This is a genomic window from Exiguobacterium mexicanum (assembly GCF_005960665.1).
In the GTDB taxonomy this organism is placed as follows: Bacteria; Bacillota; Bacilli; order Exiguobacteriales; family Exiguobacteriaceae; genus Exiguobacterium; species Exiguobacterium mexicanum_A.
This window is the reverse complement of sequence record NZ_CP040676.1, coordinates 1084025-1104195: the sequence shown is the minus strand read 5'-3', so window position 1 is coordinate 1104195 and position 20171 is coordinate 1084025. Positions and strand designations below refer to the sequence as shown.

Sequence of the window (20171 nt, the reverse complement as noted above, 5' to 3'; positions counted from 1 at the left end):
TTAATCCCCCACTGTAAACTCGAAGAAGTCGCTGGCGACAAAACTGTCTTTGAAGACGGCTCGGACTTCGTCTAAAAATTCATCATCCCGACCTTGATAGCGGGCCGAGATATGGGTGACAATCAAGCGTCCGGCTTGAACCGTCTTCGCGAGCGTCGCCGCCTCGACCGTCGTCGAGTGACCATATTGACGGGCGAGCTTTGCCTCTTCGTCCATGAACGTCGCCTCGTGGACGAGCACATCGACGCCTTCGGCGAGGACGACCGCGTTCGGACAAGGAATCGTATCCCCCAGAATCGCCACGATTGGTCCACGGACCGCGTCAGTGACGTATTCTTTAGAGAGATAGGTTTCTCCTTCAAACTCGAACGTCTCCTCTTGCTTGATCGTCCGATAGATCGGTCCGCTCGGAATCCCGAGCGCCTTCACTTTATCGACGAGAAGCGCACCGGGCTTTTCGGGTGCCTCGATCCGGAATCCGTACGACGGAAAACGATGGTCCAATCGTTTGACCGTGACGAGATGACCGTCCTGTTCGAACGTATCGCCGTCCTCATATTCGACGATCGACAAGTCATAACCGAGATACGACCCAGTCACTTTCATCGTCAACTCGAGCCACTTCTTGATGCCTTTCGGTCCGTAAAGCGTGAGCGGGCTTGACCCATCGAGCGCTGAACGCGTCGACAAGAAACCGGGCAGGCCGAACACGTGGTCACCGTGGAGGTGGGTCACCCAGACGGCCGAGACTTTACGCGGTTTGACTTTCGTATGAAGCATTTGGTGCTGGGTCGCTTCACCGCAATCGATGAGCCACGTCTGTTTCGAAAGCGTGAGCGCCAGACCGGAAACGTTCCGTTGTTTCGAGGGCATGCCGGAGCCAGTTCCTAAAAATTGTAACTTCATAAATAATTTTGTCCTTTCTTCTAGTGCATTCCATGCTATACTGTAGGCAATCGTTGATAAAGGATGTGATCCGTGATGAATAAAGTTGAACATTCCGACTCGATCTATGAACTGATCCGGGAACGGGCGACTTCAATGAATCGCAAACACCAACAAGAACTAGGCACCTCAATCCACATTCACGACATAGCGATGGAACTTCACTGTTCAGACGAACTCGTCTTGGAATCATTGGAATTCGCCGCATAATCACTCGAACACATAGGAAGAGCCGACATCGCGTCGGCTCTTTTTCACTTCGTTTTCGGTGTCGCGACGTGCTCGACAATTTGAACGACATATTCAACCAACTTGTATAGCTCGACGAGCGGCATGCGCTCGTTCGTCGTATGAATCTCTTCATAACCGACAGCGAGGTTAACGGTCGGAATCCCGCCCCCAGCGATGACGTTCGCATCTGACCCTCCACCTGAATGTAAGATTCGTGTCGGGCGTCCGATGGCCGCTGCCGCCGCTTTCGCGACTTCGACGACTTCGTCGCCTTCTTCGAACTTGAAGCCCGGGTACATGATGTCGATGTCGACTTCGGCTCGGCCACCATGTGCCGCTGCCGCCTCGACGTAAGCTTGTTTCATCGACTCGGCTTGGGCTTCCATCTTCTCGTGGATGAGCGAGCGCGCTTCGGCGAGCACCTCGACGTAATCGCAGACGATGTTCGTGGCACGTCCGCCTTCGAACCGTCCGATATTCGCTGTCGTCTCGTCATCGATTCGTCCAAGCTTCATCTTCGCGATCGCTTTCGCCGCGATTTGAATGGCCGAGACCCCTTTCTCAGGCGCGACACCGGCATGCGCCGTCTTACCGTAAATTCTAGCGTTCACTTTCGCTTGTGTCGGGGCAGCGACGATGATATCGCCGACCGGGCCGTCCGAGTCGAGCGCGAAACCGAACTTCGCATCAATTTTCGACAAGTCGAGTACTTTCGCCCCGACGAGACCTGACTCTTCGCCGACCGTGATGACGAATTGGATTTGACCGTGCGGAATCGCTTGTTCCGTCAAAACACGGACCAGCTCAATCATCGCCGTCAAACCAGTTTTATCATCAGCGCCGAGGATGGTCGTCCCATCCGTCACGACGTAGCCATCTTGAATACTCGTCTTGATCGCTTTACCTGGTGTGACCGTATCCATATGCGCCGTGAAATAAATCGGGTCGACGCCTTGTTTCGTAGCAGGTAGCGTGATGATGAGGTTGTTACCTGAATGAGCCGTTTTCGTCGATGCGTCGTCCTCGTAGACGTCACATCCGAGCTCAGTGAAGACCGCCTTTAAATGCTCACAGATGACTGCCTCTTCTTTCGTCTCCGAATCGATGCCGACCAAATGTAAAAATGTGTCAAGCACCCGTTTCTCGTTTACCATGAAAACATCCCTCCATCCAAACATTTCTAGGTTATTATAACAAACTCGTGCCGTTTGCACGAACCTTTTCCATTCTGTACAATGAGGACAAACACATTTGGAGGAACGTCATGAGTAAGAAACAGAAAAAGCGACAACGCATCATTCAAATCGGTGTCGTCGTCATCGTATCCATCTTTTTATTGAGCACGTTTTTGTCGGGGATGGCCATGTTCCTGTAACAATAGGATATAGCGCTCTTTCAAAATCAAGTAGCTCTTCACATCAGACAAAATATTGAGCAACGATGAACGTACCTCAAATTCCTCACGTGTCGTGGGGAGGGGTACGTTTTTTCGATAATGCTCAATCGTCTCCTCGAGCTCCCGCAAAAACGTCGAGGCGTCGGCTTGTTGGTTGACGTTGTCGCCGACGAGTCGAAGGAACGTCGCGACCGGTTTGGCTTCATTGACGACGAGTGTGATTTCCCGTGAGTTCTCGGCGATGCGTTTCAAGATGTCATATTGCCGCTCCCGCATTCGGAAGTACAAGTAATCCATGTCCTCGTTCCGCTTCCCGATCGAATTCCCCATCCGGCGGAGCGCAAGATCTTTTCCTTGCTTCAAATAATCGCGTGTCTTCAACAGCATCATCGAATGGTCGTTATAGACGCCGGTCTCGACACATGCGGCCACATCATAAAAATGTACGGCGAGCGCCCGGTCGATATTGTCCTTGATGCGTTCGATCTCTTTATCGAGCGTCGGCATATACATGTTGACGACGAGCCCGACCCCGACCCCGATGGCGATCAACAACAATTCGTTCACGAACAAATCGAGTGAGAACTGTCCTTCCGTATACAGATGGGTCAGGATGACGACACTTGTGATCATGCCATCTTGCAGTTTGAGCTGTTGTACGAGCGGGATGAACATGACAAAATAAAGTGTGAGCGTCGCTGGCGAATAGCCGAGCAAGGTGAACATCAACGCACCCATGCCGATGGCAATCAAGCTGGCCATGACCCGTTCATAGGAGGCCCGAAACGACTTTTTCCGCGTCTCCTGAATACTGAGGATGGCGATGATGGCCGCGAAGACGTAATAGTCGAGATGAATCGTCTCCGAGATGAGCATGGCAATCCCGGCGGCTGCCGCCGTCTTGAGCGTACGTGATCCGATTTTCATAATATCTCCTCCTCTCTCACAAAATTGTTCACTAGTTTCTTCCGTTTGGCAATCCATATGTTTGGAAGTGATCGTATTGAAAAGAAAGAAACGCGGCGTGATCCCGACGATTCTCACGCTCGCTCTCGCCATATCCGGTTTCCTTTGGCTCCAAGATCGTCCGAGCGGGTCGTATACCGTTCAGACCTATGACAACGGGGACGTCTCGACCCGGGCGTTCGAGTCGCTCGATGAGGCGCGCGCCTACATGGAACGCGGGGGCAATCGCGCCCTACTCGATGCGTCGGGAGACGTCATCGATTTCACGGGTACTGGAATCGCGGTCACCCCGACCGACCGAATCACAAACCTATATCAGGACGCCGAGTTTAAGAAACGGCAGTCCTATGTCGCCGGTGGAACACGTCTCCGTCTCATACAAACGGGCGACAAGCATTTGTTGGTAAATATCTCTGGGGCCGATGTCTACGTGAAGCCGGCCGACATGACGCTTTACCCGGACGCTGTCGTCGAGCGGCGCGGCTTCTATCAGATACAGGACGGACAAGTGTTCCATACCGTCGAGGCGAACGGCAATTTGGCCGGGACGTTTCTCGTCGGACCGGCACCGCAACAGTCGTCCGACCGATATTACACGGAGGACGTACGCGACGTGTTCGATTCGCCCTACCAATTCGCTTCAATCGCGTCGAAGGCACCGTATTCGGCTCGCGAGCTCGACGCATTCCTCGAATCACTCGACGATAGCCCGCTCGCTGGGAAAGGCGACGCCTTCAAGGACGCCGAGGCCGAATTCGGCATCAACGCCTTGTTCCTCATGGCTGTAGCCGGACACGAGTCCGGTTTCGGTACGTCTGCCATCGCCCGTGAAAAAAATAACTTGTTCGGATTCCAAGCGACCGACAACGATCCGAGCGGAAATGCGGCCTCTTATCCATCCGTCGAGGCGAGCATCGATGCGGCGGCTCGTTTATTCGCCGAGAAGTACGTGACCGGAGATTACGACCGCGGTCCGTTTCCGGGCAATAAACAAGAAGGCGTCAACGTCTTTTACGCCTCGGACCCATATTGGGGCGAGAAAGTCGCCGGGACGATGTATCGCATCGATCGTGAACTCGGATTAACCTATTTCAAACAGCTAAAATGACGGCCACGGCGGCCGTCATTTTTTTTGCAGGAATCCCCCCTTCGCTGAGCGAATACCTAAATGAACGACCATTCATTCCAAAGGGGGATTTGTATGAAAACGATTTGGATCACAGGTGGCTCATCGGGGATGGGCAAGGCGATGGCGCTAAAATTCAAAACCGAGGGTTGGAACGTCGCCATCAGCGGCCGCAACGAAGAGCGGCTACAAGAAGCGATGGGCGAACTGGAGGCCATCGGGGCCGGAGCAGCGATGGCCGTGCAACACGATGTGCGTGACTACGAGGCGTGTTCACAAGCACTCGATCAAATCAGCCAACGGTTCGGACCGGTGCATGCGCTCGTCAATAACGCAGCCGGCAACTTCGTCTGTCCGACGCTCGACTTGACGCCGAACGGCTGGACGAGCGTCATCGACATCGTCTTGAACGGGACGTTCAATTGTACCCACGTCCTCGGCAAACATTGGGAACGGGAGCAACTGCGGGACGGCTCCATCATCAACATGGTCGCCTCCTACGCCTGGCAAGCGGGCGCCGGTGTCGCCCCGAGCGCCGCCGCTAAGGCCGGGGTGCTCAATTTGACGCGGACGCTCGCCGTCGAATGGGGGTATCAGTTCGGGGCACGCGTGAACGCGATCAGCCCGGGCCCAATCGAGCGGACCGGTGGTGCCGACAAACTCGCCGTCCACGTCAAAGAAGTCGAGCGCATCCGTCGTAACGTGCCGCTCGGACGGTTCGGCACACCCGAAGAGATTGCCGACCTCACCTATTGGATGGCGTCGGACGAGATGCGCTATTTGAACGGAGAATGTATCTCGCTCGACGGCGGCCATTGGCTCAATAAACATCCGTTCTAACCTAAAACGGCCGAGGAGATTCCTCGGCCGTTTCATATGTCTTGTCCCGTCCATTCCGCTTCGAACCTGTCCAAAAATGAGACCATGAATGCGTGGCGTTCCCGAGCAATCTGTCGTGCCCGTTCCGTATGCATCCCATCCGCGAGCCGGAGCAACTTATCATCGAAGTGGGCGACCGCACTTGTCGCATCGTTCGGGTCATATAAAGCCGTTCCGCGTGACCCCGCGAATTGGAACGTGCGGGCGATGCCGATCGCCCCAATCGCGTCGAGTCGATCCGCATCTTGCAGGATGGCACTTTCCAACGTCGATGGACTTCTATGTTTCGAGAACGATGTCTCGCCGATGATCGTCAGGACGTGCGCCCGTCGATTCGGGTCGAGCGCTAACGTGTCCAAGTGACGCGCGACGAGCCCCGCCTCGCGACCGAGCTTCTCATCCTCGACGTCGTGCAAGAGCGCCGCGAGCGTCAAGGCGAGACCATCGACCACCTCGCCTTCCGCGAGATGCATCGCCAAACGGCGGACGCGGTCGAGATGAGTCATGTCATGCCCGGTATGGTCTCCGGCATGGAGCTTTGTCACGTACCGTTCGGTCTCGAGCACCGCTGGATGACTCATCAAATCTCGATCGTCGTGTTCGGCTCGATCAAGAGGCCGCGTTGATGCAATTGATCGCAGAAAGCCTGTGCGTCTTGTTTGATGGGTGGGAACGTGTCGAAGTGAATCGGTACGACCCGTTTCGCTTGGAGCCAGTGCGCCGCATCGAGTGCGTCGACCGGTCCCATCGTGAAGTTGTCACCGATCGGGAGGAACGCGACGTCGATATCGAACCGCTCCCCGTACAGTTTCATGTCCGAGAACAGGGCCGTGTCCCCGGCGTGATACACCGTGAGCGCCTCTGTCTCGATGATGAACCCGCCCGGCATACCCATGTAGATCGGGACGTCCCCCATATCAAGACTCGAGCTATGGAAAGCCTGCGTCATCGTGACGCGACCGAACGAAAACGAATGGCCGCCCCCGATGTTCATCCCGTGGACCGAATAGCCTTTTTTCTCATAATATGTCGCCAGTTCGTGCGTCGCGACGATTGTCGCGCCCGTCTGTTTCGCGATCAGTTCCACGTCTTCGATATGGTCGAAATGAGCGTGGGTGAGCAGGATATAGTCTGCTTTGACGCTCGCCGGGTCGACGTCCGTATGCGGGTTGCTCGTCAAGAACGGGTCGATCAAGACGGATGTCCCGTCGATATCGAGTTGTACGGTCGCATGGCCATAGTAGGTGATCTTCATAGAAATCCTCCCTTTCTGTTATCAGATGGAATCTTTCACTTATAATACTTTTTCTAAGAAGCGTTTTGCGCGGTCGGTCTGCGGGTTGAGGAGCAGGTCGGCCGGTTTGCCTTCCTCCATCAAGATACCTTCGTCGAGAAAGAGGACGCGGTCCGCCACTTCGCGGGCAAAGCCCATCTCGTGCGTGACGACGACCATCGTCATCCCTGAATCGGCGAGTCCTTTCATGACGTCGAGCACTTCGTTGACCATCTCTGGGTCGAGCGCCGACGTCGGCTCATCGAACAACATGACGTTCGGCTCCATGGCGAGCGCCCGGGCGATCGCGACCCGTTGCTTCTGTCCACCCGACAGTTGGCTCGGGTAAGCGTCAATCTTCTCCGATAATCCGACGCGTTCGAGGAGCTTTTTAGCTCGTTCGATTGCTTCGGCCTTGCTCACTTTCAAGACGTTGATCGGCGCGTACGTCAAATTGTCGAGCACGCTCATATGCGGGAACAAGTTGAACTGTTGGAACACCATGCCGATGTTTTGACGAGCCTTCGAGACGTTCGCCCCTTTTTTCGTGAGCTCATAGCCGGCGACGCTGACCGTGCCGGACGTCGGCACTTCAAGCATGTTCAAGCAACGGAGGAACGTCGATTTCCCGGAACCGGACGGACCGATGACGGCGACGACTTCCCCTTTCTCAATCGATGTCGTAATGCCTTTGAGGACCTCGAGGTCACCAAATTGTTTGTATAAATCCTTTACTTGTATCATCTGCCATCACTCTTTCTAAGCCGTTTTTCTAGACGTTGACCAAGATACGTCAACACCATCACTATTGTAAAGTATATCACACCGGCAAACAGGAGCGGTTCAAAGTAGATCGCCTTTTGCCCACCGACGATTTGCGCCCGACGCATGATGTCGAGCACACCGACCGTCGAGACGAGCGCCGATTCTTTCGTGAGCGTGATCATCTCGTTGACGAGGGCCGGCAAGATGTTTTTGAACGCCTGCGGCAAGATGATTGACCGCAGTTGTTTGACGTACGGGACGCCGAGGGCATCCGACGCTTCCCACTGGCCTTTATCGACCGCTTGAATCCCGGCCCGAATGATTTCCGAGATATACGCCGCCGAGTTGAGTGAGAAGGCGATGACGGCCGACTGATACGGCGTCGTGATATAACCGGTCAATTGCGGTAACCCGAAGTGGATGATCGCGAGTTGCAAGATGAGCGGTGTCCCGCGGAACACGGCCGTGTAGGCGTGCCCGATGAAGTTGATGAGACGGTTTGGGACGATCTTGAATGTGGCGACGACGACCCCGAGCGTGATCCCGAGCAAGGCTGAGACGAGCACGACTTGAAACATGACCGGGATCCCTTCGAGAATATACGGGATAGAATCATAAATCCGACTAAAATCCATTGTGAGTTCCTCCTAAAAAAGGCTGACTGATATTTTCAGTCAGCCTTCTTCAATCTTTATTCAGCTGGTGCTGCTTCTTGTTCGAACCATTTTTGTGCCAACTTCTCGATTTCTCCTGAATCAATCATCTTGTTCAATTCTTCATTGAATTGATCGCGGAGCTCATCGTCCTTACGGAAGGCGGCGGCAGAACCGGCCTCTTCCTCGTCGACGATTTCAAACGTTGAAAGTTCGCTGTCTTGGTCGAGGTATTTCTTCGCGACCGTATCCTCGATGACCATTGCATCGATGCGACCAGTCTTGATTTCCTGGATGATCTCCGGGATCTTGTTCAAGGCGACAATTTCAGCGCCCGGGATTTGTTCTTTAGCGATTCCTTCTTGAATCGAACCAAGTTGGACCCCGACTTGTTTCCCGTCTAAATCTTCAAGCGACTGGATGGCATCCCCTTTTGACAAGATCAAGTTCTTCGCCGTGAAGTAGATGTCTGAGAAATCAGCGTTCTCTTTTCGTTCTTCTGTCGGTGTCATACCTGCCATGACGAAATCGACACGGCCAGCGTTCAGCGCCCCGAGTAGGCTACCGAAATCCATGTCTTCAATTTTCAATTCATAGCCCATGTTCTCGGCCACTTGCTTGGCGATGTCGATATCGAAACCGACGATCTCGTCGCCGTTCGCCGTATCGACGAACTCATATGGGAAGTAGTCCGCACTCGTCCCCATGACGATGACTTTATCCTTCTCATCGGTCGACGTCGAACCTCCTTCGTTCACGTCTGCCCCACAAGCTACCGTGAAAGCGGCAAGACTTGCGATACATAATGCTAGAAAACCTTTTTTCATATTCATCGTCCCTTTCTTCATATAGGATGAAATTATCAGAACTTTAAAAAAATTATGACATATATGTGAATAGTGCTCAACTGTTCTTCAACTCATCATATGTCCGACTTGTTCTTCAACCACTATATACACATAATTATTACTTGTAAAGTATATTCATGCATAAAATATAAAAAAAATACGGTCACATTCGCTCGTAAGCAAAATAAGTGACCGTACCGTTGTCGCGAGAGCCGTAGGGCTGCACCCGTTTGACCGACGCGATCGGGATGGCGCTATACACGTGGGGATAGCGTTCCCCGTCCTCGTCAAACTCGTAGTGGAGCAGGCCGCCGAGACGTCCGACATGGAACGAGACGAGCACGACTCGCTCCCCATGATAATGTCGACGCACGAATTTGCCGATCTGTTGCGGGGTGCAACAACGAATATAACCTTCCGTCTGGAGGGTCGGCTCGTTGATCTCGCCGCGCGACAAAGCAATCGTATATTCGGCCTCGCTCATGATTTTGACGACTGGTTCCATCTCATCGATCCCTTCTTAAGGAAAAGCGCAAAGGCAATGCCTCTGCGCTCACTTCTTAGGCGTAGTAAATATCGAACAACGTCTGTAACTGCTCGACGAGCTCTTCGGCCGTCGATGACTCGATCGTGCTCCGTTCGACCATCGTGACAATATTGCCGTCTTCTAACAGCGCGATCGATGGTGACGACGGGGCGTAACCTTCGAAGTATTCACGGGCCCGGTCCGTCGCTTCACGGTCTTGACCCGCGAACACAGTCACGAACTGGTCCGGTTTGACGCCTTCCATCTTGTTCACGTACGCTGCTGCCGGACGAGCGATGCCACCAGCACAGCCACATACCGAGTTGACGAGCACGAGCGTTTTGCCTTCTTTTGTTAACGCCGCGTCGACTTCTTCCGGTGTCGTGAGTTCTGTGTACCCTGCAGCGCGTACCTCATTGCGAGCTTGTTCGACTACATCTTGAAAGTATAATTGAAAATCCATATTGTTTCCCCTTTCGACTTGCGTCTGTTCTTTCTTATTTTACGTCTAGTGGATCGGTTAGGACAAGTCTATCGCTCAATTGTCCTTCGAGGAACGGTGTCGCGTTCAACAGCGTCTTGAAGGCCACATAGCGGGCCCGCGCTTCAGCGGTCGCTTCCCGGTTCGTGAGATACGCCCGAATCAGGATGTTTTTCGGCGTGTGCTCCATGTCGATGAACTCGAGCAGTTGCGCCTCATAGCCGACGAGTCCAAGTAATTCGGCCCGAATCGAATCGGTGGCGAGCGCCGCGAACCGTTCTTTGACGAGTCCATGCTGCAGCATGACGTCGAGGCTCGGCGCCTCGAGTTGACGATTCAATTCTTTTTGACAACAAGGGACGCTCAAGATGACTTTAGCTCCCCAGCGAACGGCCCGGGCGAGCGCCATGTCCGTCGCGACGTCACAGGCATGAAGCGTGACGACCATATCGACCGCCGTCTCGCCTTCGAACTCGTTGATGTCCCCGACGAGAAACTCGAGGCGCTCATAGCCGAGGTCACGGGCAATCCCGGCACATTCTTCGATGACTTCCTTCTTCAAATCGAGCCCTGTGATATGGACGTCATAGCCTTTCATTTCATGCAAGAAGTGATAGAGGGCGAACGTCAAATATGACTTCCCTGAGCCGAAATCGAGAATCCGGACGGTCCGGTCGGTCGGTAAATGTTTGATTGAGTCTTCGATAAACTCGAGGAAGCGGTTGATTTGTTTGAACTTGTCGTATTTTTGACGCTTCACTTTTCCGTCCTCGGACTGGACGCCGAGGCGGATGAGGAACGGTACCGGTTCATCGAGCGGTAACACATACTGCTTCTCGCGGTTATGGTTCAGCTTCACTTGTTTGACGGCCGTCTCACGTTCTTTGAACGTCACTTTGAACTTTTTAGACAGTTGAAAGTGGACCTCGGACGCCGTCAACTGGAACTGACCTTGGCGGAACGTCTCGAGCAATTCATCGAGCTCGATGACCGCCTCGTCCGGTGTGAGATTTTTATGTTTCATCACCCGTTCAAATTGGTATTCGAACTGTATATGGTACTCGCCTTTCAACAGGACCGGCTTCAATTTGACCCGGCGCAAATCGTTCGACTTTTGACGCGGTTGGCTGATTGTCGCCGTCACGAGCTCGTTCTGGCGAATCACATCAGCGAGTCGCTGTTTTAACTCTGTATATTCCACTGCGTTCATCCTTTTTTCAATAGTTTCGAAACTTTTGTTCACGTGTATTCGTACATACTATTACACGAACACGTGCAAACGTCAAAGGAGGATTATTGTATGTTCAAAAAGTTATTATCATCGATTGGGATCGGTGCCGCGACGGTCGATACACGGCTCGCGGAGAACGCCTGTGTGCCAGGCGGGACGCTCGATGGTGTCGTCCATATCAAGGGCGGCAGCACCGAGCAATCGGTCGACCGGATTTACATCTTCTTCAACACGCTCTATAAGCATGAGGTGAACGACAAGACAACGTACTCGACGTTCACGATTGAGAAGATTTTGTTGAACGAAGCGCCGTTCATGATTGGTCCCGACGAAGTGAAAGAAATCCCGTTCACGATCGACGTGCCGTTCAACACGCCGATTTCGGTCAGCCAATCGAAATCGTGGATTGAGACCGGTCTCGATATCGCCCAGGCCGTCGACCCGAAAGACGAGGACTCGATTCTCGTCAAACCGAACCACGCTCAACAGGTCGTCCTCGACGTGCTCGACGACATCGGCTTCCGCTTGAAGAAGGCTGATACGGAGATGCTCCCGGCCCGCCATCGTTCCGGCCGTCTCCCGATTGCCCAAGAACTCGAATATTCACCGAACGGAACGAGCTATGGACGCAAACTCGATGAGCTCGAAGTCGTCATGCTCCAAACGGAGTCGTCTCTAGACTTATTGATTCAAGTCGACAAGAGCGTCCATAATCTCGGCAGCCTGTTCGCCGACTTGACGGGGACCGACGAGTCGACGCACCGACTCAGCTATACGAACACCGAGCTCGCCTCGCCCGAACGGATTCGCCGCGATCTCGAGGCATTGATTGAACGTTCCATCTGAACCATGTTGCCACGGAAAATTCCGTGGCTTTTTTATTTTCCATATGAAAAATCCTGCCCTCGATCGAAGGCAGGACGTGAATCAATAGAGCGTATACGTGTCTGGATCGATCGATTCGAGCGACTGCTTGATCGCCTGCAAGAATTGACCGGCGACGAGACCGTCGAGGACACGGTGGTCGACCGACATACACAAGTTGACCATATCACGCGCTGCGAACATCCCATTCACCCAAACGGGACGTTTCACGATTGACTCGACCGACAGGATGGCCGCTTGCGGATAGTTCAAGATCGGCGCCGATTGAATCGAACCGAACGCACCCGTATTGTTGATCGTGAACGTGCCACCGCGCATCTCGTCCGCTTTCAAACGGTTGCCGCGGGCACGGGCCGCCACGTCTTGAAGGGCGACAGCGAGCCCTTTGATGTTCTTCTCGTCCGCATGTTTGATGACCGGGACGTAGAGGGCGTCGTTCGCTGCGACGGCGACCGACAGATGGATATCTTGATGGACTTTGATGTGATCGCCCGCCCATTCCGAGTTCATCATCGGATGTTTTTTCAACGCCTCGATCGCCGCCTTCATAAAGAACGGCATGAATGTCAGTTTGACACCTTCGCGCTTGAAGAACTCGTCTTTCAACTTGGCCCGCGCTGAGACGAGGTTCGTCACATCGACCTCGATCATGAGCCACGCATGCGGGGCCTCATGTTTCGAGCGGACCATGTTGCTCGCGATCGCTTGACGGACACCGGCCGTCGGAATCAACTCGACGCGGTCCGTTGAGACGTCAGCAGAAGTCGTAGCAGCTGGCGTTACAGCCGGGGCAGCTGGCGTTACAGCCGGGGCAGCAACTGTTTCAGGCACTTCGAGCTTCACTTGGGTCATCGTCTCTTGGACTGGCGTCTGCGTCGCCGCTTCCGGTTTGACCGGACGACCTTCTGACAAGTAGCGGAGGACATCTTTGCGCGTGATGCGACCACCGAGGCCGCTGCCGTCGAGCTCGTTCAAGTCGATCGCATTCTCATTGGCGAGTCGGATGACCGCCGGCGAGAAACGTCCATTATTCTGTTTTCGCGGGGCGGCCGACGCGGCAGTGACCGCTTGCTTCGTCTCGACCGGGGCCGATTCGACTTGTGCCGGTTCTGCTTTCGGTTCTGCTTTTGCCGGTGTAGACTCGGCACCTTCGACTTCCATGATGAGGACTGGCGTGCCGACGGCGACCGTGTCCCCTTCACTGATTAACATTTCTTTCACGACGCCGGCACTCGTCGCCGGGATCTCAGCCGTCACTTTATCGGTCATGACCTCGGCGAGCGGCTCATACTCCTCGACGCGGTCACCTGGTTTGACGAGAAACGTCGTGATCGTCCCCTCGGTGACACTTTCCCCGAGCTGTGGCATTTTAATTGTCTGTTCCATATGACCCCTCCTTAAAAGGCGGCGAGCTGACGTGCCCGCTCCGCGATTTTTTCAGGGGAGACGATGAAGAATTTCTCCATCGGTGGTGCATACGGCATCGACGGAACGTCCGGTCCCGCCAGACGTTCGATCGGCGCATCGAGTTCAAATAGTGCTTTCTCAGCGATGATGGCCGCGACTTCCCCGATGATGCTGCCTTCTTTATTGTCCTCGGTGACGAGGAGCACTTTCCCGGTTTTCTTGACGGATTCGACGATGGCGTCTTGGTCGAGCGGATAAATTGTGCGCAAATCGAGGATGTGCGTGCTGACCCCTTCGGCTTCAAGCGTCTTCGCCGCTTCCTGGGCCATGTGGACGCACAGACCGTACGTGATGATCGTGATATCGTCACCTTCCCGCTTGACGGCGGCCTTGCCGATCTCGACCGTATACTCTTCGGTCGGGAGTTCCGACTTCAATAGACGATACGCCCGTTTGTGCTCAAAGAAGAGAACCGGGTCATTCGAACGAATGGCTGCCTTAAGCAACCCTTTCGCATCGACCGGATCGGACGGGATGACGACCTTGAGTCCAGGCGTCGAGTTGAACATCGCCTCGACCGATTGAGAGTGATAGAGCGCACCATGGATTCCACCGCCGAACGGTGCACGGATGACCATCGGGCACGTCCAATCGTTATTTGAACGATAGCGGATTTTCGCCGCTTCCGAGACGATTTGGTTGACCGCCGGCATGATGAAGTCGGCGAATTGCATTTCGGCAATCGGACGCATGCCATACATGGCCGCTCCGATTCCGACACCTGCGATTGCGCTCTCGGCGAGTGGCGCATCGATGACGCGGTCCTCGCCGTACTTCTCAATCAAGCCTTGGGTCGCGCGGAACACACCGCCTCGGACGCCGACATCTTCCCCGAGCACGAAGACGTTCTCATCGCGTTCCATCTCTTCATGAATCGCTTCATTGATCGCTTCAATAAACGTTTTCATCACATTTCCTCCTCGTACACATGGTCCATCGTCGATTCAGGAGACGCATAGGGTGCCTTGTCGGCGTACGCAGTCGCCTCATTGACTTCACGATCGACGTTTGCCTCGATCTCTGCGAGTTCTTCCTCGGTCATGACGCCATCCTCAATCAAACGCTTCCGGAACAATTGATTCCCGTCGCGATTTTTAAGGTCAGCCAACTCTTCGAACGAGCGGTACGCTTTGTCATCGTCATCCGACGAGTGCGGTACGAGACGTTCGACTTCGGCTTCGATGAGCGTCGGGCCTTCGCCGCGAAGAGCGCGGTCGCGGGCTTCTTTCACGGCGACATAGACGGCAATCGGATCTGTCCCATCGACCGTGACGCCCGGCATCCCGTAACCTTTGGCGCGGTCCGATACACGCTCACAAGCGAGCTGCTTCGAGAGCGGTACCGAGATGGCATATTTGTTGTTCTCACAGAACAAGATGACCGGTAGCTTGTGGACACCGGCGAAGTTTGCACCTTCGTGGAAGTCGCCTTGGTTCGATGAGCCTTCTCCAAACGATACGAATGTGACGAGCTCTTCATTTTTCAGTTTGGCGGCGAGCGCTACACCGACCGCATGCGGTACTTGCGTCGTCACAGGAGACGAACCCGTCACAATGCGGTGCTGTTTTGAACCGAAATGCCCTGGCATCTGACGACCGCCCGAGTTCGGGTCTTCCGCCTTGGCGAACGCCGACAACATCAAGTCGCGAGCCGTCTGTCCGAAGTGGAGGACAACGGCGACATCGCGGTAATACGGGAGAATATAGTCCGTCCCTTTCTCAAGCGCGAACGCTGCCCCGACTTGGGCCGCCTCTTGTCCTTGACACGAGACGACGAACGGGATTTTTCCGGCACGGTTCAATTTCCACATGCGCTCATCGATTTTACGGGCGCGGACCATCGTCTCGTACATCGCACCGAGGTCTTGTTTCGTCAATCCTAGTTCCTCATATGAATTCACAGTCATCTGTTCCATTCTGTTTCCTCCTTAGGCGTGAATCGGTAATCCGTCAACGGCCAGTGCCGCTTCTTGGAACGCTTCGCTAAGCGCCGGGTGAGGATGGACGAGTTGGCCCATTTCCCATGCCGTGGCGTTCAAGACGAGAGCGAGTCCGCCTTCTGTGATCAGTTCTGTCGCTTTTGGCCCGACGATATGCACACCGAGCAGGTCGTCGGTCGACTTGTCGGACACGAGCTTGACGAATCCGTCCGCCGGTCCTTCGATGCGGGCCTTGCCGAGGCCGTTGAAACGATACGTGCCCGTCTTCACTTCATGACCGGCCGCTTTGGCCGCTTCCTCGGTCATGCCGACCGATGCGACTTCCGGCACCCCGTAGACGCAACGCGGGATCAACGCATAATCGAGCGGAGTCGGCTCGTGACCGAGAATCGTCTCGACCGCCTTGACACCTTCCGCTGAGGCGACATGGGCGAGCTGGAGCTTGCCGATGCAGTCCCCGATGGCGAAGATGTGACGTTCTTTCGTCCGATACTGCTCATCGACTTGGATGACACCGTTCTCGACGACAATCGATGTGTTCTGTAACCCGAGATGTTCCGTATTGGCGACCCGTCCGACCGAGACGAGCACACACTCGACCGAGATCGTCTCTTCGCCGACCGCGAGCGAGACGGCATCGGTTGCTACTTCTGTACGCTCCGGATCGACAGTGACGTTCTTCAACACACGGACGCCCCGTTTTTTCAGGAGTCGTTCGACTTCCCGTGACACCGCCTTGTCTTCGAGCGGCAACAGTCGCTCTCCGACTTCGATCAAGGTGACGTCAACGTCGAGGTCGATGAGCATCGAGGCCCATTCGACACCGATGACCCCACCGCCAACGATGGCGATCGATGCCGGCAACTGTTCGAATTGGAGCAGGTCGTCCGAGTTTAAAATCCGTGTATGGTCAAACGGCAGACCAGGCAGTTCGCGCGGAATCGACCCCGTCGCGATGATGAGCTGGTTCGGCAAGATGAGCTCAGACTCGCCCGAGCTGTCCTCGACCGCGACCGTTCCCGGCTGCGGCGAGAAGATGCTCGGCCCTAAAATCGAGGCCTTGCCGCGGAATACCTCGATCTTGCCTTGTTTCATCAAGTGCTCGATGCCTTTCTCAAGCCCTGCGACCAAATCGCGTTTGAACGACTGGGCGCGTTCCATGTTGAACGTGACCGTTCCCGTCTCGACGCCGTAGGCGCTCCCATGTTTCGCCGTCTGATAGACGTGGGCCGCTTTCAACAACGCCTTCGTCGGGATGCAGCCTTTATGTAGACATGTCCCGCCGAGTTTCTCGGCCTCCACGATTGCGACAGTTTTACCGGCTTGGGCCGCCTTGATGGCCGCGACATATCCGCCAGGACCGCCGCCGATGACGGCGATCTCAAATTCTCGTGCCATGTGTATCCCCCTCATATTCTCGAACTGCTTCTTCTTGTCGGATGGCCCGGAGTGCGCCTTCGGCGAGTGCCTTCAACTCATCTTCACCAGGATAGATGTGGACCGGCGCCAAATAGCCGACGCGCGCACTGATTTGCTCGGTCAGCCAAGTCGAATAGGCGATGCCGCCCGTCAACAGAATCGCGTCGACGTCACCAAATAAGGTGGCGCCATGTTTGGCGATTTCTTGGGCGACCCGGTACGCCATCGTCTCGTAAAGGAGTGCGGCTTGCTCATCACCGTCTGCCATCCGCTGTTCGATCTCGATCGCGTCGAACGTCCCGAGGTGGGCAAACAAACCACCGCGTCCGACGATTTTTTGTTTCATTTCCGACTCTTTATACCTGGTACTATAACATAGTTCTACTACCTGTCCAACAGGAATCGAACCGGCTCGTTCCGGCGCGAGCGGTCCGTCGCCATCGAGTCCGTTGTTCACATCGATGACCGTCCCTTTGGCATGGGCGCCGACCGTGATGCCGCCTCCGAGGTGAGCGATGATTAGGTTGAGTTCTTTGTAATCGCTTCCATTTTCGGCGGCAAAACGCTTCGCGACCGCTTTTTGGTTCAAGGCGTGGAAGATGCTGCGTCGGTTGATTTCAGGCATTCCCGTTGGTCGCGCGAGCGGTCCGAGCTCGTCGACGACTACTGGGTCAACGATAAAATTCGGTACTTGAAATAACTCACCGAGCTTGTGGGCGAGCAAACCGCCCAAGTTCGAGGCGTGCATGCCGAAACGTCCGCTCGCCAAGTCTTCCTGCATGAGCGGATTGACGGCGTACGTCCCCGACGTCATCGGGGCAAGCAAGCCACCGCGACCGACGATCGCGGACAAGTCCTCGCCCGCGATGCCCGTCTCGGCCAACAAGGCTCGTACTTCCCGTTCCCGATGCGAAAGTTGCTTCGGAATTGACAATCCTGTGACGTCGGCCCCATGACGGACGGTCCGAGACATGATCTCGACCGCTCCGTCAAACAAGCCGACCTTCGTCGAAGTCGAACCAGGGTTGATGGCAAGAATGAGCTGTCTTGTCATTTTAGCGACCACCTAACAGACTCTTTTCGACTTTCAAGAACTGGCTGCGTGAACGTGCCATCATCTGAATGCGCTCTTCAGCCATCTTCTCGGCCGCGACGTGGGTCGGTACCCCGTCCCGTTCGGCAATCTCGAAGACGCGCTGCATGTTGTCGTAAATGAGCTCGACTTTCTTCATCGCCCGCTCGCGGTTATAGCCTTCGAGCTCGTCGGCCACGTTGATGACACCGCCCGCGTTGATGACGAAGTCTGGGGCGTAAAGGATACCGCGCTCCTCGAGCACGTCCCCGTGACGATCCTCAGCGAGCTGGTTGTTCGCCGCTCCGGCGACGATTTGGGCTTTGAGCATCGGAATCGTCTTATCATTGATGACCGCACCGAGCGCACACGGGGCGAAGATGTCACAATCGACCGCATAAATCTCGTCCGGCTTGACGACCGTCGCGCCGAAGTCCGTCTCGGCCCGTTTGAGCGCCTCTTCGTTGATGTCGGTGACGACCAAGTGTGCCCCTTCTTCATGTAAGTGGCGGCACAAGTTATAGGCGACGTTCCCGACCCCTTGGACGGCGACCGTCTTGCCGGCGAGCGAATCCGAACCGAACTTCCATTTCGCTGCCGCCTTCATGCCGCGATACACGCCATACGCCGTCACCGGTGATGGGTTGCCGCTCGACCCGAACGCCGGGCTGACACCGGTCACGTAATCCGTTTCCATGTGGATGAAGTCCATATCGGCGACCGACGTATTGACGTCCTCGGCCGTGATGTAGCGCCCGCTGAGCGATTGCACGTAACGACCGAATGCACGGAACAACGCCTCTGATTTGTCCGTCTTCGCATTGCCGATGATGACGGCCTTCCCGCCACCAAGGTTGAGTCCCGCCGCCGCGTTCTTATACGTCATCCCTTTGGCGAGACGGAGAACGTCCGTGAGCGCCTCTTCTTCTGAAGCGTAGTTCCACATCCGCAGCCCCCCGAGAGCCGGTCCGAGCGTCGTATCATGAATCGCGATAATCGCCTTCAATCCCGATGCCTGATCTTGACAGAAGACGATTTGCTCATAGTCTTCAGCATGTAAGACGTCGAAAATACGAAAGCGTGGTTCCATGTTAGTTTCCATCATTGATGATTCCTCCATATGCGTAGTTTATTTTTTGGCGTGCAGTAATGCGAACGCGAGTGAGTACAGCTTGGCCTCGGCCGTATCGGCCCGACTCGTCAAGACGACCGGGGCGGCCGCGCCGACGACGATGGCCGCCACACTTGCTCCGGCAAAGTACATCATCGACTTATAAAGGACGTTGCCGACCTCTATGTATGGGACGAGCAATAGGTCGGCTTGTCCGGCGACGTCGCTGGCGATGCCTTTCTGTTTGGCCGCGACCATGTCGACGGCGTTATCGAGCGCGAGCGGCCCGTCGACGATACAACCTTTGATTTGTCCGCGCCGGTTCATCTGACTGAGCAGTGCGGCGTCCAGTGTCGCCGTCATCTGCGGATTGACGACTTCGACCGCCGCGATGGCGGCCACTTTCGGCGACGCGTAACCGATGTCATGCATCGCCGCCACGGCGTTATGAATGATGTCGACTTTTTCATCGAGTGTCGGCGCGATATGGATCGCCGCGTCGGTCACCCCGATCAGCCGGTCCCGATTCGGGATTTGGAACAGGGCGATATGGCTGAGCGTCCGGTTCGTCCTCAGCCCCGTCTCCCGGCTGAGCACGGCTTTCATGAACGTCGACGTCGCGACCATTCCTTTCATGAGCACATCGGCTTCCCCCGTTTTGACGGCGAGTGTGGCCCGTTTGGCAATCTCTTTGTCGCCTTTGACGTGGATGATGTCGACCGCGTCCTCGTCGATGCCGTGATCATCACACAATCGTTTAATCTCTCGGGCCTCCCCGATCAGTTTGAACCGAGACAATCCGTGATCGGTCGCGAGCTTGACGGCGCGGATGACTTCTACGTCGGCCGCCCCGGCGATCGAGACGGTGCGCCCGTTCAGTTGTTTCGCTTGTTCGAGCATCCGTTCAAAATTCATGCGTGTCCCCCCTTGCCTGTCTTCACTTACTATCATGCAAGAT

22 protein-coding genes are annotated in these 20171 nt (G+C 55.1%); 4 read left to right on the top strand and 18 right to left on the bottom strand.

The window, feature by feature from the left end; genetic code table 11:
* Positions 1–906, bottom strand: a complete 906-nt coding sequence (gene rnz, locus FED52_RS06075; protein WP_138859294.1) for a ribonuclease Z — start codon at positions 904–906, stop codon at positions 1–3.
* A 75-nt stretch (positions 907–981) separates the two neighbouring features.
* Between rnz and FED52_RS13865 the strand changes: the two genes are divergently transcribed.
* Positions 982–1155, top strand: coding sequence for a hypothetical protein (locus tag FED52_RS13865; RefSeq protein WP_167491781.1), 174 nt, complete (start codon positions 982–984; stop codon positions 1153–1155).
* Between the two features lie 44 nt (positions 1156–1199).
* Here the strand turns inward: FED52_RS13865 and FED52_RS06070 are convergent, their stop codons facing one another.
* Entirely contained in the window at positions 1200–2330 is a 1131-nt protein-coding gene (locus FED52_RS06070; RefSeq protein ID WP_138859293.1) for a M20/M25/M40 family metallo-hydrolase, read from the bottom strand.
* A 179-nt stretch (positions 2331–2509) separates the two neighbouring features.
* Positions 2510–3499, bottom strand: coding sequence for an aromatic acid exporter family protein (locus FED52_RS06065; protein WP_138859292.1), 990 nt, complete (start codon positions 3497–3499; stop codon positions 2510–2512).
* Between the two features lie 67 nt (positions 3500–3566).
* Here FED52_RS06065 and FED52_RS06060 point away from each other — a divergent pair, with 67 nt between their 5' ends.
* Positions 3567–4646, top strand: a complete 1080-nt coding sequence (locus tag FED52_RS06060; protein ID WP_240731339.1) for an N-acetylglucosaminidase — start codon at positions 3567–3569, stop codon at positions 4644–4646.
* 93 nt (positions 4647–4739) lie between these two features.
* Positions 4740–5504: a 2,4-dienoyl-CoA reductase gene (gene fadH, locus FED52_RS06055; RefSeq protein WP_138859290.1), complete on the top strand. Its 765-nt coding sequence runs from the start codon at positions 4740–4742 to the stop codon at positions 5502–5504.
* Between the two features lie 32 nt (positions 5505–5536).
* On the opposite strand, the gene FED52_RS06050 is transcribed toward fadH, so the two are convergent.
* The 8 genes from FED52_RS06050 to FED52_RS06015 form a co-directional block, all read right to left on the bottom strand.
* Complete coding sequence (locus tag FED52_RS06050; RefSeq protein WP_138859289.1) at positions 5537–6124, bottom strand: HD domain-containing protein; 588 nt, start codon at positions 6122–6124, stop codon at positions 5537–5539.
* A complete protein-coding gene (locus tag FED52_RS06045; RefSeq protein ID WP_034777938.1) occupies positions 6124–6798 on the bottom strand; it encodes a metal-dependent hydrolase in 675 nt (224 codons plus the stop codon). Before FED52_RS06045 ends, FED52_RS06050 begins: the two co-directional genes overlap by 1 nt.
* Positions 6799–6837: 39 nt before the next feature.
* The gene (locus FED52_RS06040) at positions 6838–7560 is read right to left on the bottom strand and encodes an amino acid ABC transporter ATP-binding protein (protein ID WP_138859288.1); all 723 of its coding nucleotides are present in this window, start codon (positions 7558–7560) and stop codon (positions 6838–6840) included.
* Complete coding sequence (locus FED52_RS06035; protein ID WP_138859287.1) at positions 7557–8216, bottom strand: amino acid ABC transporter permease; 660 nt, start codon at positions 8214–8216, stop codon at positions 7557–7559. Before FED52_RS06035 ends, FED52_RS06040 begins: the two co-directional genes overlap by 4 nt.
* A 56-nt stretch (positions 8217–8272) precedes the next feature.
* Positions 8273–9061 carry a transporter substrate-binding domain-containing protein gene (locus FED52_RS06030; RefSeq protein ID WP_138860293.1) on the bottom strand — a complete coding sequence of 263 codons (789 nt, stop codon included), beginning with the start codon at positions 9059–9061 and terminating at the stop codon, positions 8273–8275.
* Positions 9062–9245: 184 nt separating this feature from the next.
* Entirely contained in the window at positions 9246–9587 is a 342-nt protein-coding gene (locus FED52_RS06025) for a DUF952 domain-containing protein (RefSeq protein WP_138859286.1), read from the bottom strand.
* Positions 9588–9642: 55 nt separating this feature from the next.
* The gene (locus FED52_RS06020) at positions 9643–10071 is read right to left on the bottom strand and encodes a BrxA/BrxB family bacilliredoxin (protein WP_034777946.1); all 429 of its coding nucleotides are present in this window, start codon (positions 10069–10071) and stop codon (positions 9643–9645) included.
* A 34-nt stretch (positions 10072–10105) separates the two neighbouring features.
* A complete protein-coding gene (locus tag FED52_RS06015) occupies positions 10106–11290 on the bottom strand; it encodes a class I SAM-dependent methyltransferase (RefSeq protein WP_138859285.1) in 1185 nt (394 codons plus the stop codon).
* A gap of 99 nt (positions 11291–11389) precedes the next feature.
* On the opposite strand from FED52_RS06015, the gene FED52_RS06010 reads away from it, so the two are divergent.
* Positions 11390–12166: a sporulation protein gene (locus FED52_RS06010; protein WP_138859284.1), complete on the top strand. Its 777-nt coding sequence runs from the start codon at positions 11390–11392 to the stop codon at positions 12164–12166.
* Between the two features lie 81 nt (positions 12167–12247).
* Here FED52_RS06010 and FED52_RS06005 read toward each other — a convergent pair whose 3' ends face one another.
* Genes FED52_RS06005 through yqiS form a run of 7 tightly spaced genes read right to left on the bottom strand, consistent with a single transcriptional unit; the run spans position 12248 to position 20128 of the window.
* On the bottom strand, positions 12248–13591 hold the full coding sequence (locus FED52_RS06005) for a dihydrolipoamide acetyltransferase family protein (RefSeq protein ID WP_138859283.1): 1344 nt from the start codon (positions 13589–13591) through the stop codon (positions 12248–12250).
* Positions 13592–13602: 11 nt separating this feature from the next.
* Positions 13603–14580, bottom strand: a complete 978-nt coding sequence (locus tag FED52_RS06000; RefSeq protein WP_138859282.1) for an alpha-ketoacid dehydrogenase subunit beta — start codon at positions 14578–14580, stop codon at positions 13603–13605.
* Positions 14580–15578, bottom strand: coding sequence for a thiamine pyrophosphate-dependent dehydrogenase E1 component subunit alpha (locus tag FED52_RS05995; protein ID WP_138860292.1), 999 nt, complete (start codon positions 15576–15578; stop codon positions 14580–14582). The genes FED52_RS06000 and FED52_RS05995 overlap by 1 nt, the downstream gene beginning before the upstream one ends.
* Positions 15579–15599: 21 nt before the next feature.
* Positions 15600–17009 carry a dihydrolipoyl dehydrogenase gene (lpdA, locus tag FED52_RS05990; protein WP_138859281.1) on the bottom strand — a complete coding sequence of 470 codons (1410 nt, stop codon included), beginning with the start codon at positions 17007–17009 and terminating at the stop codon, positions 15600–15602.
* Positions 16993–18084 carry a butyrate kinase gene (buk, locus tag FED52_RS05985; protein ID WP_138859280.1) on the bottom strand — a complete coding sequence of 364 codons (1092 nt, stop codon included), beginning with the start codon at positions 18082–18084 and terminating at the stop codon, positions 16993–16995. The genes lpdA and buk overlap by 17 nt, the downstream gene beginning before the upstream one ends.
* Before the next feature lies 1 nt (position 18085).
* Entirely contained in the window at positions 18086–19207 is a 1122-nt protein-coding gene (locus tag FED52_RS05980) for a Glu/Leu/Phe/Val family dehydrogenase (RefSeq protein WP_138859279.1), read from the bottom strand.
* Positions 19208–19231: 24 nt separating this feature from the next.
* Positions 19232–20128 (bottom strand): phosphate butyryltransferase, encoded by an 897-nt coding sequence (gene yqiS / locus FED52_RS05975; protein WP_138859278.1) that lies wholly within the window; start codon positions 20126–20128, stop codon positions 19232–19234.
* Between the last annotated feature and the right edge of the window lie 43 nt (positions 20129–20171).

Bases quoted from the DNA above. Each gene is read 5' to 3' on its own strand.
- rnz (WP_138859294.1), bottom strand. From the start codon at position 906: ATGAAGTTACAATTTTTAGGAACTGGCTCCGGCATGCCCTCGAAACAA.
- FED52_RS13865 (WP_167491781.1), top strand. From the start codon at position 982: ATGAATAAAGTTGAACATTCCGACTCGATCTATGAACTGATCCGGGAA.
- FED52_RS06070 (WP_138859293.1), bottom strand. From the start codon at position 2,330: ATGGTAAACGAGAAACGGGTGCTTGACACATTTTTACATTTGGTCGGC.
- FED52_RS06065 (WP_138859292.1), bottom strand. From the start codon at position 3,499: ATGAAAATCGGATCACGTACGCTCAAGACGGCGGCAGCCGCCGGGATT.
- fadH (WP_138859290.1), top strand. From the start codon at position 4,740: ATGAAAACGATTTGGATCACAGGTGGCTCATCGGGGATGGGCAAGGCG.
- FED52_RS06050 (WP_138859289.1), bottom strand. From the start codon at position 6,124: ATGAGTCATCCAGCGGTGCTCGAGACCGAACGGTACGTGACAAAGCTC.
- FED52_RS06045 (WP_034777938.1), bottom strand. From the start codon at position 6,798: ATGAAGATCACCTACTATGGCCATGCGACCGTACAACTCGATATCGAC.
- FED52_RS06040 (WP_138859288.1), bottom strand. From the start codon at position 7,560: ATGATACAAGTAAAGGATTTATACAAACAATTTGGTGACCTCGAGGTC.
- FED52_RS06035 (WP_138859287.1), bottom strand. From the start codon at position 8,216: ATGGATTTTAGTCGGATTTATGATTCTATCCCGTATATTCTCGAAGGG.
- FED52_RS06030 (WP_138860293.1), bottom strand. From the start codon at position 9,061: ATGAAAAAAGGTTTTCTAGCATTATGTATCGCAAGTCTTGCCGCTTTC.
- FED52_RS06025 (WP_138859286.1), bottom strand. From the start codon at position 9,587: ATGGAACCAGTCGTCAAAATCATGAGCGAGGCCGAATATACGATTGCT.
- FED52_RS06020 (WP_034777946.1), bottom strand. From the start codon at position 10,071: ATGGATTTTCAATTATACTTTCAAGATGTAGTCGAACAAGCTCGCAAT.
- FED52_RS06010 (WP_138859284.1), top strand. From the start codon at position 11,390: ATGTTCAAAAAGTTATTATCATCGATTGGGATCGGTGCCGCGACGGTC.
- FED52_RS06005 (WP_138859283.1), bottom strand. From the start codon at position 13,591: ATGGAACAGACAATTAAAATGCCACAGCTCGGGGAAAGTGTCACCGAG.
- FED52_RS06000 (WP_138859282.1), bottom strand. From the start codon at position 14,580: ATGAAAACGTTTATTGAAGCGATCAATGAAGCGATTCATGAAGAGATG.
- FED52_RS05995 (WP_138860292.1), bottom strand. From the start codon at position 15,578: ATGACTGTGAATTCATATGAGGAACTAGGATTGACGAAACAAGACCTC.
- lpdA (WP_138859281.1), bottom strand. From the start codon at position 17,009: ATGGCACGAGAATTTGAGATCGCCGTCATCGGCGGCGGTCCTGGCGGA.
- buk (WP_138859280.1), bottom strand. From the start codon at position 18,084: ATGACAAGACAGCTCATTCTTGCCATCAACCCTGGTTCGACTTCGACG.
- FED52_RS05980 (WP_138859279.1), bottom strand. From the start codon at position 19,207: ATGATGGAAACTAACATGGAACCACGCTTTCGTATTTTCGACGTCTTA.
- yqiS (WP_138859278.1), bottom strand. From the start codon at position 20,128: ATGAATTTTGAACGGATGCTCGAACAAGCGAAACAACTGAACGGGCGC.